This is a genomic window from Halarcobacter anaerophilus (assembly GCF_006459125.1).
Taxonomy (GTDB): Bacteria; Campylobacterota; Campylobacteria; order Campylobacterales; family Arcobacteraceae; genus Halarcobacter; species Halarcobacter anaerophilus.
Map to the genome: position 1 here is coordinate 1,496,105 of NZ_CP041070.1, position 16,799 is coordinate 1,512,903.

20 protein-coding genes and 1 tRNA gene are annotated in these 16,799 nt (G+C 29.6%); 16 read left to right on the top strand and 5 right to left on the bottom strand.

Annotated elements, in window-relative coordinates; translation table 11 throughout:
- Positions 1-111: 111 nt before the first annotated feature.
- The 4 genes from AANAER_RS07260 to hemB all read right to left on the bottom strand — a co-directional run bounded on the left by AANAER_RS07260 (position 112) and on the right by hemB (position 3,816).
- Complete coding sequence (locus AANAER_RS07260; protein WP_129081624.1) at positions 112-804, bottom strand: response regulator transcription factor; 693 nt, start codon at positions 802-804, stop codon at positions 112-114.
- A 132-nt stretch (positions 805-936) separates the two neighbouring features.
- Entirely contained in the window at positions 937-1,626 is a 690-nt protein-coding gene (locus tag AANAER_RS07265; protein ID WP_228711137.1) for a response regulator transcription factor, read from the bottom strand.
- 1 nt (position 1,627) lies between these two features.
- A complete protein-coding gene (locus AANAER_RS07270; RefSeq protein WP_129081625.1) occupies positions 1,628-2,830 on the bottom strand; it encodes a PAS domain-containing sensor histidine kinase in 1,203 nt (400 codons plus the stop codon).
- Positions 2,831-2,841: 11 nt separating this feature from the next.
- Positions 2,842-3,816, bottom strand: a complete 975-nt coding sequence (hemB, locus tag AANAER_RS07275; protein WP_044414877.1) for a porphobilinogen synthase — start codon at positions 3,814-3,816, stop codon at positions 2,842-2,844.
- 59 nt (positions 3,817-3,875) lie between these two features.
- Between hemB and ribA the strand changes: the two genes are divergently transcribed.
- The 9 genes from ribA to AANAER_RS14995 all read left to right on the top strand — a co-directional run bounded on the left by ribA (position 3,876) and on the right by AANAER_RS14995 (position 10,783).
- A complete protein-coding gene (gene ribA / locus AANAER_RS07280) occupies positions 3,876-4,451 on the top strand; it encodes a GTP cyclohydrolase II (protein WP_129081626.1) in 576 nt (191 codons plus the stop codon).
- Positions 4,451-5,029 carry a 16S rRNA (guanine(527)-N(7))-methyltransferase RsmG gene (gene rsmG, locus AANAER_RS07285; protein ID WP_044414872.1) on the top strand — a complete coding sequence of 193 codons (579 nt, stop codon included), beginning with the start codon at positions 4,451-4,453 and terminating at the stop codon, positions 5,027-5,029. Before ribA ends, rsmG begins: the two co-directional genes overlap by 1 nt.
- Entirely contained in the window at positions 5,029-5,250 is a 222-nt protein-coding gene (locus AANAER_RS07290) for a PP0621 family protein (RefSeq protein ID WP_044414870.1), read from the top strand. Before rsmG ends, AANAER_RS07290 begins: the two co-directional genes overlap by 1 nt.
- A gap of 6 nt (positions 5,251-5,256) precedes the next feature.
- Positions 5,257-5,634, top strand: a complete 378-nt coding sequence (locus AANAER_RS07295; protein ID WP_129081627.1) for a hypothetical protein — start codon at positions 5,257-5,259, stop codon at positions 5,632-5,634.
- Positions 5,635-5,749: 115 nt separating this feature from the next.
- Positions 5,750-7,087 carry a c-type cytochrome gene (locus tag AANAER_RS07300; protein WP_044414865.1) on the top strand — a complete coding sequence of 446 codons (1,338 nt, stop codon included), beginning with the start codon at positions 5,750-5,752 and terminating at the stop codon, positions 7,085-7,087.
- A 9-nt stretch (positions 7,088-7,096) separates the two neighbouring features.
- Complete coding sequence (locus AANAER_RS07305; protein WP_129081628.1) at positions 7,097-8,290, top strand: hypothetical protein; 1,194 nt, start codon at positions 7,097-7,099, stop codon at positions 8,288-8,290.
- Positions 8,291-8,435: 145 nt separating this feature from the next.
- Complete coding sequence (locus AANAER_RS14990; RefSeq protein ID WP_164969334.1) at positions 8,436-8,594, top strand: hypothetical protein; 159 nt, start codon at positions 8,436-8,438, stop codon at positions 8,592-8,594.
- Entirely contained in the window at positions 8,587-10,602 is a 2,016-nt protein-coding gene (gene glyS, locus AANAER_RS07310; protein ID WP_129081629.1) for a glycine--tRNA ligase subunit beta, read from the top strand. Before AANAER_RS14990 ends, glyS begins: the two co-directional genes overlap by 8 nt.
- A gap of 13 nt (positions 10,603-10,615) precedes the next feature.
- A complete protein-coding gene (locus tag AANAER_RS14995) occupies positions 10,616-10,783 on the top strand; it encodes a hypothetical protein (RefSeq protein WP_164969335.1) in 168 nt (55 codons plus the stop codon).
- An 11-nt stretch (positions 10,784-10,794) separates the two neighbouring features.
- On the opposite strand, the gene AANAER_RS07315 is transcribed toward AANAER_RS14995, so the two are convergent.
- Positions 10,795-10,871 (bottom strand) — tRNA-Thr (locus tag AANAER_RS07315).
- A 488-nt stretch (positions 10,872-11,359) separates the two neighbouring features.
- On the opposite strand from AANAER_RS07315, the gene AANAER_RS07320 reads away from it, so the two are divergent.
- From AANAER_RS07320 to AANAER_RS07345, 7 genes are all read left to right on the top strand, one after another.
- Complete coding sequence (locus AANAER_RS07320; RefSeq protein ID WP_129081630.1) at positions 11,360-12,553, top strand: hypothetical protein; 1,194 nt, start codon at positions 11,360-11,362, stop codon at positions 12,551-12,553.
- 30 nt (positions 12,554-12,583) lie between these two features.
- Positions 12,584-12,946 carry a hypothetical protein gene (locus tag AANAER_RS07325; protein WP_129081631.1) on the top strand — a complete coding sequence of 121 codons (363 nt, stop codon included), beginning with the start codon at positions 12,584-12,586 and terminating at the stop codon, positions 12,944-12,946.
- A complete protein-coding gene (locus tag AANAER_RS07330; protein ID WP_129081632.1) occupies positions 12,924-13,844 on the top strand; it encodes a DHHA1 domain-containing protein in 921 nt (306 codons plus the stop codon). Before AANAER_RS07325 ends, AANAER_RS07330 begins: the two co-directional genes overlap by 23 nt.
- A 139-nt stretch (positions 13,845-13,983) precedes the next feature.
- Entirely contained in the window at positions 13,984-14,106 is a 123-nt protein-coding gene (locus tag AANAER_RS15150) for a hypothetical protein (RefSeq protein WP_267898126.1), read from the top strand.
- Positions 14,103-14,762, top strand: a complete 660-nt coding sequence (locus tag AANAER_RS07335) for a dUTP diphosphatase (RefSeq protein WP_129081633.1) — start codon at positions 14,103-14,105, stop codon at positions 14,760-14,762. The genes AANAER_RS15150 and AANAER_RS07335 overlap by 4 nt, the downstream gene beginning before the upstream one ends.
- A complete protein-coding gene (dcm, locus tag AANAER_RS07340; RefSeq protein ID WP_129081634.1) occupies positions 14,759-16,300 on the top strand; it encodes a DNA (cytosine-5-)-methyltransferase in 1,542 nt (513 codons plus the stop codon). Before AANAER_RS07335 ends, dcm begins: the two co-directional genes overlap by 4 nt.
- Before the next feature lie 19 nt (positions 16,301-16,319).
- On the top strand, positions 16,320-16,799 hold the full coding sequence (locus AANAER_RS07345; protein WP_129081635.1) for a YopX family protein: 480 nt from the start codon (positions 16,320-16,322) through the stop codon (positions 16,797-16,799).

The window sequence follows — 16,799 nt, forward strand, 5'->3', positions numbered from 1 at the left end:
CCTTAAATTAATATTTATAAATTATATTAATATAAAAAAGTAATTAAAAAGTAATTTTAGAAAGAAAAAAGAAGTAAAATTTAATCTTTTTATAAAAAAAGTAAGAATTTTTTATTTATAACTATTGATTCTGTAACCGCAACCTGAAATATTTTCTATAATATTGCAATAAGTTTTATGTCTAATCTCTTTTATTCTCATTCTTAAAGCTTTTATACTCATACTTCTGTTTTGCCAAACATAATTTTCAATTGTTGAATACTCTACTATTTTATTTATATTTGAAATTAACAGATGCAATAACTCTTTTTCCAACTTTGTAAGAGGGACTTCATTTTTATCTGCTGTAAAAAGCAGTTTAGACTCTTTGTCGTATATAAATCCTTTATCTAAATAGATTTTTGAATTATAGATATTTTTTGCAGCCAATAATAAAGCTATTTGAAGCTCTTCTATTGCTATAGGTTTTCTTAAATAGGTGTAAACACCTTGTTTTATACTCTCTAAAATGTTTTTTGATGAGTCGTTGGCTGTAGCAATTATAACAGGTATGCTAGGAGAAATTTCATGTATTAAGTGTACCATTTCCAAACCGTTTAGCTCAGGTAGATTAATATCCGAAATAATCACATCAGGTCTGTTTCTTTGAAAAAGTTCAAAACCTTCTATTCCGTCTTTTGCAAAGTAGACATTTTTACAATATAAACTTAAAGCATTTTTTAATTTTTGTATGGTTATTTTATTGCTGTCTACAACTAAAACATTGATTTTTGAAAGTTTTTTTAAGATACTTATATCTAGCATTTATTTTATGCTCCTTCGATATAACTTAATGAAAATAAAATAATTGTAATTAAAATTATACTCTTATTTTAATTTCAGATATCTGAAATTAAAAATTATTTATTGTTTAAACAAATTTATTTAGAAGTGTTTTTAAATAGTGTCGGATATGATTAGATATCCTTGTCCCGCAATATTTTTTATCAACTCTTTTGAGGTTTTTTTTCGTAATCTTTTTATAAAAGTTCTTACTCTTTCATCAGAGATTTCTTCTTCTTCCCAAAGAGTCTCTTTTAATTCATCTACGCTTGTGATATCATTTTTATTTTTTATTAATAGATTAATAAAACTCTTTTCTCTTTTTGTTATATTCACTAAAACATTATCTTCATAAAGATTATTTGTATTTCTATCAAAGCTAAAGTTTTTATTTAGATAAACAATTCTGTTTTTATTCAGTTTTTTCGCTATGGCACATAAATACTCCAAAACTTCTTCAGGATCAAAGGGTTTTATAAAATATTTGGTAATACCTATATCTATAGCTTTTAAAAGTTTTTCTTTATCTGAAAAGGCACTAAGTACGATAATAGGAATAGTTTCATTTTCTTCTCTTATTCTTTTAGTCATTTCCAAACCGTCTAATTTGGGCATCATTATATCAGTAATTATGATATCAGGATTGATTTTTTTATATTTTTCCAAGCCCTCTTCACCGTTATTTGCAATAGTAAAAGAGAAAAAATAGTCAGCTAAAGCATCTTTTAAAAGTTTTGAGATATTAATCTCATCCTCTACAAATAAAATTTTAAGCTCTTTTAAAATTTTTTCTTTATTATTCAAACTACTCTCCTAAAGGAATTTTGATTATAAATTCTAAGCCGCTATCGCTGTTTAACGCTTCAATTTCACCGTCTAAACTCTTTTCAATAATCATTTTTGACATAAATAATCCAAGTCCGGTTCCGTTACTTTGATGTTTTGTCGTAAAATAAGGTTCAAATATCTTTTCTAAATCTTTCTTTTTTACGCCGCCTGCATTATCTTTAAATATTATTAATACTTTGTTGTCTTTTTTTTCTGTTTTTATTAAAATTTTTTTATCTTCTATATTATTAAGTTTAAAAGCTTCGCTTGAATTTTGAATAAGATTAATAATAACTTGTGAAAATTCATTTAAAACTCCAAAAACTTCAATCTCTTGAAACTCTTTTTTTATAAAAATATTCTCTTTTTGAAGAAGTTTTTTTGTTATAAGAAGAGATTCATTAATAGCATCACAAAGTAAAAATTTCTCTTTTGGTTTATTTGGATTAAAAAAGTTTGAAAAATCATCTATAGTTTGAGACATATTATCTATTATAATCAAAGAGTCTTTATAATATTCATCAAGTTTTTTTAAGTCAGAACTTTTTGCACTTTTTTTGATATTAAACATAGTAAGGCTAAGTTCTGTTAAGGGTTGTCTCCATTGGTGTGCAATATTTGCAAGCATTTGACCTAAACTTGCCATTCTAGATTGCCAGAAGAGCATTTTTTGCTTCTCTTCATTTTTTGCAATCTCCTCTTCAACTCTTTGTTCCAAAGTCTGATTTAGTTCGATTAATTGAGCAGTTTGTTCTAAAACTCTTTGTTCTAAAGTTTTATTTAAAAGTTCTAACTCTTCTTCTTTTTTTTGAAGAGTCTCTTTTAATTCAACCTCTTTTGTTACATCATATCTAATAGCAATAAACTCTTTTACATTTTCTTCTTCATCCAAAATAGGGGTTATTGTAGTATTTAAGTATACTGTTGAACCGTCTTTGCATTTATTCTTTACAGTAGTTTTGTAGGGTTTTTTACTTAAAATAGTGTCCCAAAGAAGAGTAAAATTCTCTTTTGGGACATCCGGATGTCTTACTATATTATGGTTACTTCCAATAAGTTCCTCTTTTGTAAACCCGGAAATTTTACAAAATTCATCATTTACAAAAGTTATTACACCGTCAACATCCGTTTTTGATACGATGTTGGAATTTTCAATAGCTTCTTGGTAAGTTTTTCCCATAATATTTATTTCTATTTTTTATCTAATAATTCACAAGCCTCTTTTGCATGATAAGTAATAATCATATCAGCACCCGCTCTTTTGAAACCTGTCAAAGTCTCCATCATAACTCTTTCATAATCTATCAATCCTGCTATTCCTGCATGTTTTAACATTGCATATTCACCGCTTACGTTATATGCACAAACAGGAAGATTTGTACTGTTTCTTAAATCTCTTAATACATCCATAAATGCTAAAGCCGGTTTAACCATCAAAATATCTGCACCTTGTCTCTCATCTTCTAATGATTCTTCTAAAGCTTCAAGTCTATTTGCAGGATTCATTTGATAAGATCTTCTATCTCCAAATGACGGAGTAGATTCTGCAACATCTCTAAACGGTCCGTAATAAGCACTTGCAAATTTAGTTGAATATGCCATAATAGGAAGATCTTTAAATCCGTTTTCATCTAATGCAGTTCTTAAAGTTTCAATAATTCCGTCCATCATTCCCGAAGGTGCAATCATATCAGCACCCGCTTTTGCATGAACAATTGCTTGTTGAGCCGAAATTTCCAAAGTTTTATCATTGTCCACTGTTTGTGTTTTGGGATCCAAAATTCCGCAATGTCCGTGATCTGTATATTCACAAAAACATAAATCGGTTGAAATAAACATATCAGGAAATTTTGCTTTAATTGCTCTTATTGTTCTAGCTATTATACTGTCTTCACATAAACATTCACTTCCTACAGAGTCTTTTACATCAGGAATACCGAATAAAATAATTGATTTTAATCCTATTGATCTAATATATTCGCACTCTTTTAAAATCTCATCAATACTCATTTGGAAAACACCCGGCATTGATTTAACTTCTTCTTTTATATTTTCACCTTCTCTAACGAAAAGTGGATAAATAAAATCATTTTTTGTTAATACGGTTTCTTGTACCAGATTTCTTAGAGTCTCATTAATTCTTAATCTTCTAAATCTTTTAAACATAAAATTTACCTTTGTTTGTTATAATCACGGCATTTTAACAATTTAAGGTTTAAAAGGATATGAATATAGAAAAATCAAATATTGCAAATCTACCTACAAGATACGGAAAATTTAAAATAAGAGCTTACAAACAAGATCACCAAGAACACTTAGCAATTATGAGTCAAGATTTTGAGACTTTAGCTGCACCTTATGTAAGAATTCACTCTGAATGTTTAACAGGAGATACATTAGGAAGTTTAAAATGTGATTGCCAAAATCAATTGGATTTAGCTCTTAAATTTATAGCGCAAAACGGTGGATTAGTAATTTATCACAGACAAGAAGGAAGAAATATAGGTCTTCTAAATAAGGTAAATGCCTATGCATTACAAGATCAAGGAAGAAATACTATTGAAGCTAATTTAGAACTTGGTTTTGGAGAAGATGACAGGGATTACGGCATAGTTGAAGAGATATTTAAAGATTTGAATATAAAAAAACTAAAACTAATAACAAATAATCCGGAAAAGATTAAATATGTTGAATCTTTAGGTGTTGAAATTGTAGAAAGAATTCCTGCAATTACAAAATCAAATAAATATAATGAAAATTATATAAACACTAAAAAAGAGAAAATGGGGCATATGTTTTAATGGCTCTTGAAAAACTTTTAAAAGAGATTAATGTAGATAAAGAGTTTGAAAAAAGATGTGAAGTTTTTATATCACTACTTCAAAAATGGGGTAGAGTTCATAACTTAAGCGGAAGATTATCTACAGAAGATATAAAGGAGAATATAGAAGATTCTATCTCTCCTTTAAAATTTATTGATTCATATGAAAGTTTTGCCGATATTGGAACGGGTGCCGGTTATCCGGGATTGATACTTGCAATGGCAAACTCAAAAGCAAAAGCTTATTTAATTGAACCAAGACAAAAAAGAGTCTCTTTTTTAAATTTCGTTAAAAACTCTTTAGGACTTGAAAATATAGATATAATTGCAAAAAGAGTTGAAACAGTTGATAATATAAAAGTCGACTTGATAACTTCAAGAGCAGTAACAAATACAAAACTACTTTTAAGTTTAACAGAAGGTATAAAAAAAGATAATACCTCTTATCTCTTTTATAAAGGTTCTTTATTAAAAGAGGAAATTGAAGAGATAAAATTAAATAACTACAGCGTTGTAAATAGAAATGAAAGAAACTATTTATATATAAAAGGAAATTAATGATTTTTAAAATACTTTCGATTCTTGCAGTTATTTTTCTTGTTTATTTGGTATTTTTTAAAAAAGATAGAGAAAAAAGTGTTAAAGTAGATGAAGAAAAAATAGAAGACGAAATGGTCGAATGTCCTACATGCGGAACTTATGTTTCTAAAAAAGAGGGTATTTTAAGCAATGGTTATTACTATTGTTCAAAAGAGTGTTTAGAAAAGAAAAAGAGGTAACTTAATATGATTTTAATAGGTGATAAAATAGTTCCCTATGAAACTTGTTTTTTCATTGATGCAAAAGAAAAAATAGAAAATACAGAACCAAACTCTACACTTATATTCAATTATAATGAAGAGCTTCTTATTTTTTGCAAAGAAAATAACATCACTTGTGCAGTAATTGTAACTAATATAAAAGAGGCTGTATATTGCAATGCCTTAAATTCAAAATATATTATTTGTAAAAAAAATATTGCCAAAAGTATTCAAAAAGTTGCAGAGAACTATATGTTTGATTCTAAAGTTTTGGCTGTTATTAAAAAAAGTGATGAAATAGAAGAAATTGCTTTAGCTGAAATAGACGGTGTAATTTACTCTCATTTATTGAATAAAATTTAGGGAAAAACAAAAAGATAATCTCTCTTCAAGCTTAATAAAACTTTAAAAAATAAAACTAACAAATATTTAACATTAAAACTTTATAATTCCTTACAATTTTTGATAAGGAGGCTTTATGGATATAATAGGGCAATTTCCGTTGTTTTATTTTCCTGAGTACGGAAGTGCTTGGATGATGGGTATGACAGGTACAATACATATACTTGTATCTCATACTTCTGTTGGTGCGGCAATGCTTTTTGCGTTTTTAGCTTACAAAGCATATAAAGAAAATAGAACGGATTTATATCCGTATATGAAAAAGTACGGAATGTTTTTACTCATTTTCTCTTATGTAGTCGGTTCGATTACAGGTCCGGGGATATGGTATACGGCAACGGCGGCAAGTCCAAGGGGAATTAGTGCATTAATACACAATTTCGTTTGGGTCTGGGCTACAGAATGGGTATTCTTTGTTTATGAGGTTATCGGTGTATTTGTTCTTGTCTATTTTATAGATAAAATAGATAAAAAAACACATCTTAAATTAACTTATACTTTTGCTATTGCTTCTGTAGGAACGTTAGCTTTGATTATCGGTATTATCAGTTTTATGATGTGGCCTGGAACTGCTGCTTATTATGCAACAGGAAGTGCAAGTGATGCATTCTTCGGTATTAATACTTTTCCACATATGTTTTTAAGAATTGGTTTTATGATAATGATGTCAGGTGTTATCGGACTTGTTATTTCGAGTGCAATGAAAAAAGAGAATGCAGAACTTTCACAAGAACTAACTAAAAAAATGGGTTATATCAGTTTATTCGGCGGCTTTGTAACGATGTTCTTCTTTATGTGGTACATGGGAACGCTACCTGATAATGCTCATGCAGTATTTAATATTACAAAAGGTTCGGTAATTCAAACTAGAATTATTTTAGCTATTGTTTTCTCTGCATATTTCTTAATCGCTATTTTAAGACCAAAAATAATAAATACTCCAATTGCGTCAATTATGATTGCAGTTATTTTACTTGCCGGATTATGGCCTGGAGAAAAACTTAGAGAATCTATGAGAAAACCTTATGTTGCAGGTCAATATATCTACTCAAATCAAATAATAAGTAGAGATGTTGAAGGAAAAGGTATAAAAAGTGAACTTCCTTTAATAGCCCAAAAAGGTCTTTTAAAAGTTAATCCTTTTGTCCCTGAAAGATTAAGAGTTATCACAGATGAGAATAAACTTGAAGTAGGAGAACTTTTAACTAAAATGTCATGCTCAAACTGCCACTCTTTGGAAAAAACAGGAGTATATAGACCGTTAAAAGATAGATTAACAGGTATGGATAAAGAGGGTGTTAAAGCTATTCTTTATGCAATAGGAAATGGTGGGATGCCTTATATGCCTACTTTAAAATTACCAGATGAAGAATATGATGCAATTGCCGAATATATTGCATCTTTGAAATATTAAGGAGGATTTATGGACGCATCTGTACTACTAGCTCTTAGAGATCCTGCGGGGATACCTTTTTATCCTGTCGTATTTCAAGCGCTTTATATTTTGACATGGGCATTACATGCCGCTTTTGTTTTATTAGCTTTAGGTTCTATGGGATTATCAATTTACGGAACATTTAAACAAAAAGATGATTCTCATTGGAAAATTTTAACTCCTCATTTAATTCAAACGGGGAAATTAAGTATTTCGATACTTATTGTATTAGGTGTTGCACCTTTACTTTTTACTCAAGTAATTTATGATCCAAACTGGTATGTGGCAAATACACTATCTGGTATGTGGGTATTTATTTTTATTTATACTTTGCTTGTAGGTTATATTCTTTATTATTGGTATTATTATGCAAATAAAGCAAAAGAGGGTGGCGGAAAACTTGTTGGAATAGTCTCTTTTTTGGTTTTGGTTTTTGCAGGAATTTTAATGCACAACTTTGCAGTAACATCAATTATGCCAAACGAGTGGATGAATATGTATGCACCTAACGGTGTTGTCGATACTAGCGGGTTAACTTTTAATATGGATATACCTAGATTAGTATTTTTAGTCAGTTTAGCTATTCCTGTTGTCGGTATTTTTTTACAAAATTACAGTAGATTTTTGAGTACAAGAGAAGATTTTAGTGAAGATTTTGTTAAATATTGTGCAATCTTAGGTACTAAAATAGGAGCTGTGGGATTGGTTATTAGTGCTGTTACTTTTATTATTTGGATGATAGAAGTAGGGTATTTGATGAATCCTCTTACAATTGCAACTATTATCGGTGTATTAATACTTCTTTATATGGTATATACAAACGTAAACAGTTATATTACAACAGGCGTATTAGTTGTTGTTGCACTTTTAATTTCATCAATCAGAGAACTAATAAGATTTGATATTATGACAGGTTTGGGATACAATATTTATGATTATCCTGTTAATTTGGAACTTCCATCAATTACTATGTTCTTGCTTACTTTTGTAATTATGGGATTTATAGGGGTTGCATATCTTCTTACAATGGCTTGGAAAGTCGGTAAAACGCAAGGTGTTTTTGACGGTTCTAAAGATAAAGCCGTAACTAGATTAGGTAATTATACACTTTTTATTATGTCAATTTGGATGGTTATCTATTTTGGCTGGGGTATGGTTACACTATTTAAAAACATCCTTTAAAAATAAATTTTCTATCCTTTCAATAAGAGTCCAAAATAAAGCTTTGGACTCTTATTTATTCACTTCTTATCATAGTTTTACTAATCAAAAAATAAGCAATATTTCGATAATATAATTACCTTTTAATACAATTATTAGGATAGATGTGAAAGATATTTTAGACATTATTATAATTGCTTTATTTGTTTTTATGATCTTTATGTTTATAAAAGGTTTCAATAAACAACAAATAGAAAAACATACAAAAAAAGTAGAAGAGAATGAGAAGATAAAGAACTCTACGAAGGATAAAACTGATGAATAAACCGCTGTTAATAGAGATTGGTGTTGAAGAATTACCTGCTATTCCATTTTTAAAAGAGCTTCCGAATATAGAAAAAAAATGGGAAAAAATATTAGAAGAGAATAGATTATTATGTGAATTTGATTTTTTTTATACACCTAGAAGATTGGTACTTTGGCATAGAGAGTTTCAATTAAAACAAGAAGATTCAATCCAAGAAATGTATGGAGCTCCCGTTAAAATTGCTTTCAAAGAGGGAAAACCTACAAATGCTGCAATAGGATTTGCTAAAAAATGTGGTATAAGTGTAGAAGAACTCGATAAAAAAGATCAAGGCAAAGGTGAAGTTTTATACTATAAAAAAGAGGTTACTGGAACCGCTTCTAAAGAGTTGTTAAATGATATGATTAATGAATTTGTAAATTCATTGAACTTCGGAAAGTCTATGAGATGGGCAGATAGAAGTGACAGTTTTATAAGACCTATTAGAAGTCTGGCTGTATTATTAGGTGAAGAAGTAGTAGAGGCAGAACTTTTCGGGGTAAAATCTTCAAATCACTCTTTTTCTCATAGAATGGTTTCTTATACTCCTTTCTCTTTTGATTTTGCCGGAGATTATTTTTGTAAATTGGATAAAAACGGTGTGATTCTTTATCCTGATGAAAGAAGAAAACTTATTTTAGAGCAAATGAAACAAATAGAAGCTAAAAACGGTGTTAAAATTGAAATAGATAAAGAACTTTTAGAAGAAGTTGTTGCAATTACCGAGTATCCTACAGCTTTGATAGGAAGTTTTGATAAAGAGTTTTTAGAACTTCCCGAAGAAGTAATTGTAAGTTCAATGAAAGAACATCAAAGATATTTTGCAGTTTATAAAGATGAACAACTGACAAATAATTTTATAGTTGTTTCAAACTCAAAAACTGAGGATTTTTCACAAATAATTGCAGGTAATGAAAAAGTTTTAAGACCAAGACTTGCCGATGCAATGTTCTTTTATAAAAATGATATAAAAAACGGACTGTCAAATGAAGGACTTAAAAAACTTGTTTTTGTTGAAGGTCTTGGTTCAATGTATGACAAATGTGAAAGAGAGGCAATTATTGCCGATTATTTAGCAGATCTTTTTAATGTAAAAGAGAAAGATTTAGTAAAAAAAGCCGTAATGCTGAGTAAAGCAGATTTAATGTCCGAAATGGTTTATGAATTTACGGATTTACAAGGAATTATGGGATACTACTATGCAAAAATTGCACAAGAAGATGAATTAGTATATACAGCAATAAAAGAGCAATATCTACCTGACGGAGAGGATTCTGAATTACCTTCAAATACCTTTTCTTCAATAATTGCACTTTCATATAAAATTGATAATTTAATGGGACTTTTTAGCGTAGGTAAAATTCCGACAGGTTCAAAAGATCCTTTTGGTCTTAGACGTGCTGCAGCAGGAATTGTTAAAATTGCAATTGAACATAAATTACCTGTTGATTTAAGTGTGATTATTGATACCTTAGGTTCAAGCTATAAAGGATTGGATAAAAAACAATTAATTGATTTTTTCAATGAAAGATTATTTAAAATTTTTGATGTAAATCCATCTGTTTTAAAAGCAGTTTTAGGAAGTAAAGAAGAGAATATTTATGAAATCTCTCAAAAACTTTGTGCTTTAAATCCAATCGTATTAAGTGATAATTTTAAAGAGTATAGTACAACGTTTAAAAGAGTTGCAAATATAATTAAAGATATTGATGTAGAAACACAACTAAATATAGATGAGACACTATTAGAAGACAAAGAAGAAAAAGAGTTAGTTGTAAAATTTAATGAAGTCATTTCTAAAAATTATGTAACATATGAAGAGGAGTTAGATGCACTATTTGGGTTGAAACCTCAATTAGATAACTTCTTTGACAATGTTTTTGTAAATCATGAAAATGAGAAAATAAAAACTAATAGAAAAAATATTATCGGAAAAGTATATCAAGCTTTTAGAAAAATTGCCGATATAAAAGAGATAACTATATAAAAAAGGAGATAAAATGAGAGTATTTTTATTTTTAATAATCTCTCTTTTTTTTCTAAGTGGTTGTGCTACTTGGAAAGGTATAAAAAAAGATTCTTCTGATGCGTGGAATGCCACAAAAGAGACTTCAAGCGAAGTTTATGACTCAACTAAAAAAGCTATTCATAACGCAACTTCAGATTAAAAATTAAAAGGTGGAGCTGGTGAAGGGAGTTGAACCCCCGACCTGCTGATTACAAATCAGCTGCTCTAGCCAACTGAGCTACACCAGCATAAAATTTTAAAATTAAAATAATATTTAAATAGGGGAATGATATCTAAACCACCTGACGATTTCAGGTTATTAAATGGTGTCAAGAGAGAGACTTGAACTCTCGACCTCCGGCTTATGAGACCATGGCGACATATTTCGATGGAATTTTATCAAAACAAACTTACAAACAGCTAAAACACGGTAAAGCACTTAATATAGGCACTTCTACACATAAAAAAATAAAGAAGCACTTACACTTGATTTCACACTTTTTTTCACTAAAACTAGGACTAAAAAGGGAAAATATTTGCCGAGTTTTTGCCGACCTAATTAATGGTCGGCAAAGGCTCGGCTTTTTTCGTTGACGAAAAATAAAAGTCAATTTATATGAGTACCTATTTAGATAAATAATTATTCCTTTGTATGATAATTACATCTTGTTCCTCCTTAAAACTAAATAGGTGCTCTTATAAGTTGATTTAAAAACAACAACTAAAAGGAAATAAGATGACAAAATTAAATATAAAAATGAGAGATACTGAAGTTTCAGTAGAAACTGATTTTGGTGCAAATGATATTGTAAAACTTATTACTGGGATAGAACAATCAAAAAATATTATTCCAATAGTAACCTTAACTACTGAAATGACTAAACAAGAAGAAATTTATAGTATTGGTAAAGTTGGAACTAAAGGATTTGGTGTAGCTGCTATTGAAGATACTTATCTTCCAAAAGGATTTAAAAAGTTAAAAGGCCATGATGATATAGATAGCGATAACTATGGAAATGTTCTTGACAACAATGGCTCTCAATTAGTTTGGATTCCAAGATTTTATTTTAAATGGACCAGTAAAAATAAATGTAAAATATCAGATTATCAAAAAGAAGGTTATGCTCTGCATGAAATGTTTTATGATGGTGGTATGCAATTAAGGGGAATATTTGTAGATAAGTATGAGTGCGGAAATATAGACGGCATATTTGCAAGCAAAGAAGGTATAGAACCTTGTTCTACAAGAGGAAATAATTCTATCACTGATTTAAAAAATAATCCTTCAGAAACATATGGTGGTCTATACAAAGCTGTAAAAACAAGAGGTCAGAACTACAATCTAACTACACTATTTACTTATAATGGCTTATCTATGCTTATGTTTGCAAACAATAATAATTCTCTTGAAAAAATAAAATATCACAACAATCAAAAATGTGGCGTATTTTGGATAGATCCATACAGATATGAAGTTGCAAGTGGATTTATAAAACTAAATAACAATGATAGTATTTTCAAAGTTATTTCAAAAGATGTAAAAATCAAAGATTTCAAAGATGATAAAGATGCTTACAATCCAGACTTTTATGATGATATCGATTTAAGTGGTGTAGTTGATGGTGATGATTTTTGGGTTTTCTTGGATGATAAAGTACAGACATTTAGTATGGAAGATACTAAAAAGACTTGTTTAGGAATACCAAGAGCGGAAGCTTTAAGCAGTGAAAGTAATGATACCTATGCAAATGCTGGAATGTACAGATATCTAAGAGATGAAATGGCACCGATTGTTGGTACTTGGGGTGACTCGTCTGCTGCTGGTGCTTTTGCCATGAATCTGTACTATAGCCGTACTTACTCGTATTACTATGTGGGTGGTCGAGCCTCTTTTAATGTTCCTATGTCGGGAACGAACGACAGTGAGTGAAATACTATATAACATATAAAAGGAACTAAGATGGGTAAAAATGAAAACCACTTTGATATAAGTGAATTGGATGCAAAAAGATTAGCAGTGAAAAATGCTGCTATTGATGAAGCTTTAGATTTAAGAAATTGTGATGATTTAACAGCAGATGATTTTGACAATATAAATACAAAAGCAGTAAGAATTTTACAATATGCGATGTTAAACATAATGAAAGAGTGTAAGTACACTGGAAGCGAATCTATTATTCAAGAGAGTGCAAGTGGAAACTTAACTTGTAGATATTCTTTTGTTTCTCTTATGGAAGCTGCATGCGAAGATTTAGATAAGGATTTAGCATGTTTAACACAATTGAAAAGAAGGAAACAACATGGAAATTATAGTTTATCATAAAAATTGCATGGATGGTTTAGCAAGTGCTTTTATAGCAAAAGATGCTTTATTAAAAAAGGCTATTGCACATGAAGAGGATATTTTAACAGTACCTTTACAATATGGAGATGAAGATAAGTTTTTTGAAGATTTGGCTGCATTAATAGAACAAAGAGAAAAAAAATTAAATGTCTATTTTGTTGATTTTTCATTTAAAAGAGACAATATGACAAAACTTTTAAATATATCTAGTATTGAAAAAGTTACTGTAATAGATCATCATAAAACCGCATTTAGTGAATTATGTGATTTAAACTACGACTTTAAAAACTTTGAATTTATTTATGATGAATCAAAATCAGGTGCAGGGCTTTGTTATGATTACTTTGAATCAAATCTAAATAAAAAGATGTTTGCTTATATTGAAGATAGAGATTTATGGAATTGGAAACTATTAAACTCAAAAGAGATAAATGCATATCTTCAAACTTTTATAGAACCAAACGATATTGATTCTTTTAATACAGAGTATGAAAATTTTGACTATAACTATTCACTAGATATAGGAAAAGCTTTAATCAAAAAACAAGAACAGCAAGTAAAAAGTAAAACTAAAAAAGTAAATACTATCAAAATACAACATGTTGAGTTCAACTATGTAAATGCAACTGAAAATATATCAGAGATTGGAAATGAAATTTGCAATAAATACCAAACCCCAGCTCTAGTATTTTTTGTAAATGACAAAAAAGAGTATGTTTGCTCTTTAAGGAGTTTAGATAATTTAGCTGATGTAAGTGAAGTTGCTAAGTCTTTTGGTGGTGGAGGTCATAGAAATGCAGCAGGATTTACACTAAGCAAAGAAGAGTTTTATACTTTATTTTATAGTGGGTACAAGAATATCCCTAGAAAAACTTAAAATCTTAGAAAGGCAACATGATTAATTTTAGGTATCTATTATGCAGTAGATAAATTTTTAATTGATAAGGATCAATAATGTCAAATAATGAAGAAATAAAATTAACCCTTAAGAATCTGTTCTTTGAGGGGGGGTAACTATGAGTAAAGAGTCATTTATACAAATACTACAACATGCTTTAGATAAAGATTTTGTGACAGTTTCAAAGAAGAAAGGTAGATTTATAGTATCTGAGAAAAAGAAAGATAGGGAAACAAAATGATTTTTAAACAAATGGTAGAACTACAAAATGAATTTAATAAAAGAGTACATCCCCAATGGCAAGAACAAAACTACAACTGGATGAGTGCAATTATTGTAGAGAGTGGAGAACTTCTTGAAAGTCTTGGCTATAAGTGGTGGAAACATCAAGAACCAGATATGAATAATGTAAAAGTAGAAGCTATTGATTTACTTCACTTTTTAATATCTTATCAAATTGAAGTTAATTATCAGCATCCTAAGATTAAAGATTTTAATGAAGCAATAAAATTAACAATTGATAGATTTGAAAGATGCTTTACAGAGGAAGAGGAAGACAATATTAAAGATGAATCTATTGAAATGCTTGTTAAATCTTTAATCGTATTTTGGGGTTTTGGCAAATTCAATGCTATGAAAGCAATTTTCAATAGACTAAATATGTCAAATGAAGATATCTACTTAGCATATGTTATTAAAAACTGCCTAAATGAATTTAGACAAAAACATGGATATAAAGAGGGAACTTATATAAAAAATTGGAATGGAAAAGAAGACAATAAAGTTGCATATGAGATAGCGGATGAATGGGGTGCAGAAGATTTAACATATGAACAATTATATATTGATCTTGAAGCAGCTTATGAAGAAGTAGAAAAGAAGCATAAAATATCATGAGTAAAACACCATACCAATTTAAACTAGACTTTGACAAAGAACTTATTGTCAATTTATTTGCAGGAGGTGGTGGAACTTCTTGTGGTATAGAAATGGCTTTAGGTGTGAGTCCTGATATTGCTATTAACCATGACCCTGAAGCAATTGCACTACACCAGGAGAACCATCCAAAAACATTACACTTTATAAATGATGTATTTGAGATAAACCCTGCAACTGTTGCAATAGGGAGAAGAATAGGTTTATTATGGTTAAGCCCAGATTGTAAACACTTTTCAAAAGCAAAAGGTGGAAAACCTAAGAGTAAAAAAATACGTTCTCTTGCATGGGTCGGTATTAAATGGGCAAAAGCTAAAAGACCAAGAGTTGTTATCCTTGAAAACGTTGAGGAGTTTAAAGATTGGGGTCCTATATGTAAAGAGGGAAAACCAATAGAACATAAAAAAGGTCAAACATTTAAAAAATTTGTTAGAGAGTTTAATCGGCTAGGATATAAAGTAGAATGGAAAGAGTTAAGAGCGTGTGATTATGGAGCACCTACGATTAGAAAAAGATTTTTTATGATTGCAAGATGTGACGGTGAAGAGATTGTTTGGCCGAAACCTACACATGGAGAAGGCAAAAACCTAAAACCATATAGAACAGCAGCAGAGATTATTGACTGGTCTATTCCTTCATACTCAATATTTATGGATAAAGAAGAAGCTAAAAAATATGGAGTTAGACGTCCCCTTAGTAAAAATACAATGGATAGAATAGGAAAGGGATTTAAAAAATTTGTTCTTGATTCACCGGAGCCTTTTATCGTAAAAAATATGAATAGTAATGTTCCTAGACCTATAAGTTCACCATTATCTACGATACTAACAGGCAATCATCATTATTTAGCAGTCCCTTATATAGGGAAGGCATATTCTACAAAGAATAATACAGATGTTCACCCCGGACATTCTATTCAAGATCCAATTCACACGATCACCGTAAGAAATAATCTTTCACTTATAACACCTTTTATTTCTCAACTTAATAAAAGTTCTATTGGTTGCAAAATTAACAAACCTATTACAACGATTACGGGAGTAAATAAACACTGTATAGTTGCTCCATTTATAGCAAAACACTACACAGGAGCTACAGGCTTTAAAGTAGATGAACCTATGCACACAATCACTACACAAGATCATCATAGTGTTATAGTTGCTTTTATTCATAAATATTACGGTGTTGAAGAACGACAAAAAATGACAGATCCCTTGCATACTATTACCACAAAAGATAGATTTGGATTAGTTGAGATTAAAGGAGTTGAATATCAGGTTATGGATATAGGATTTAGAATGTTAACTCCAAGAGAGCTTTATAGAGGACAAGGTTTCCCGGATAGTTATAAAATCAATTTTTTAAAATCAGACGGTAAACCTCTTCCTAAATCTGCACAAGTTAGAATGTGTGGAAATAGTGTTCCTCCACCACTTGCAAAGGCTTTAGTTGAAGCAAATTATAAAGTCAAAGTTTTAGAAAAAGTGAAAGTTGCGTAAATATGAAAGGAGAAAGCAAATGAGAGACATTAAGTTTAGATCATGGGATAAAAGTACAAAAAATATGAGTAGACCTTATAATATTGGGAGACAACCAGTATTTGATAGTACATATAATGGTGAACCATGTACTTGCACGATAAGACCTTCTCAATGGCTAGGATTTGATAGTTCATCAGAAAATGAAAGACAAATAGCAATGCAATACACTGGACAAATAGATAAAAATAGGAAAGAAGTTTATGAAGGCGATATCTTACACTGCTGGGGAGAAGATGATAGTTATATAGATGATAATGACAATGAAATTTTTAACAAACAAATTGGTGTAGTTAAATGGGGAGGTAATGAATATCCTGCGTTTGATATTTATACCAAAGTACATGACCAATATATTGATAGTTTATCTGATGATTATAATTCTTTTGCCGATGGTTATTATCACTATGAAGTAATTGGAAATATCTACGAAAATCCTGAATTATTAGAAGGAAACTAA

Bases quoted from the DNA above. Each gene is read 5' to 3' on its own strand.
- AANAER_RS07260 (WP_129081624.1), bottom strand. From the start codon at position 804: ATGCTAGATATAAGTATCTTAAAAAAACTTTCAAAAATCAATGTTTTA.
- AANAER_RS07270 (WP_129081625.1), bottom strand. From the start codon at position 2,830: ATGGGAAAAACTTACCAAGAAGCTATTGAAAATTCCAACATCGTATCA.
- hemB (WP_044414877.1), bottom strand. From the start codon at position 3,816: ATGTTTAAAAGATTTAGAAGATTAAGAATTAATGAGACTCTAAGAAAT.
- ribA (WP_129081626.1), top strand. From the start codon at position 3,876: ATGAATATAGAAAAATCAAATATTGCAAATCTACCTACAAGATACGGA.
- rsmG (WP_044414872.1), top strand. From the start codon at position 4,451: ATGGCTCTTGAAAAACTTTTAAAAGAGATTAATGTAGATAAAGAGTTT.
- AANAER_RS07290 (WP_044414870.1), top strand. From the start codon at position 5,029: ATGATTTTTAAAATACTTTCGATTCTTGCAGTTATTTTTCTTGTTTAT.
- AANAER_RS07295 (WP_129081627.1), top strand. From the start codon at position 5,257: ATGATTTTAATAGGTGATAAAATAGTTCCCTATGAAACTTGTTTTTTC.
- AANAER_RS07300 (WP_044414865.1), top strand. From the start codon at position 5,750: ATGGATATAATAGGGCAATTTCCGTTGTTTTATTTTCCTGAGTACGGA.
- AANAER_RS07305 (WP_129081628.1), top strand. From the start codon at position 7,097: ATGGACGCATCTGTACTACTAGCTCTTAGAGATCCTGCGGGGATACCT.
- glyS (WP_129081629.1), top strand. From the start codon at position 8,587: ATGAATAAACCGCTGTTAATAGAGATTGGTGTTGAAGAATTACCTGCT.
- AANAER_RS14995 (WP_164969335.1), top strand. From the start codon at position 10,616: ATGAGAGTATTTTTATTTTTAATAATCTCTCTTTTTTTTCTAAGTGGT.
- AANAER_RS07320 (WP_129081630.1), top strand. From the start codon at position 11,360: ATGACAAAATTAAATATAAAAATGAGAGATACTGAAGTTTCAGTAGAA.
- AANAER_RS07325 (WP_129081631.1), top strand. From the start codon at position 12,584: ATGGGTAAAAATGAAAACCACTTTGATATAAGTGAATTGGATGCAAAA.
- AANAER_RS07330 (WP_129081632.1), top strand. From the start codon at position 12,924: ATGGAAATTATAGTTTATCATAAAAATTGCATGGATGGTTTAGCAAGT.
- AANAER_RS15150 (WP_267898126.1), top strand. From the start codon at position 13,984: ATGAGTAAAGAGTCATTTATACAAATACTACAACATGCTTTAGATAAA.
- AANAER_RS07335 (WP_129081633.1), top strand. From the start codon at position 14,103: ATGATTTTTAAACAAATGGTAGAACTACAAAATGAATTTAATAAAAGA.
- dcm (WP_129081634.1), top strand. From the start codon at position 14,759: ATGAGTAAAACACCATACCAATTTAAACTAGACTTTGACAAAGAACTT.
- AANAER_RS07345 (WP_129081635.1), top strand. From the start codon at position 16,320: ATGAGAGACATTAAGTTTAGATCATGGGATAAAAGTACAAAAAATATG.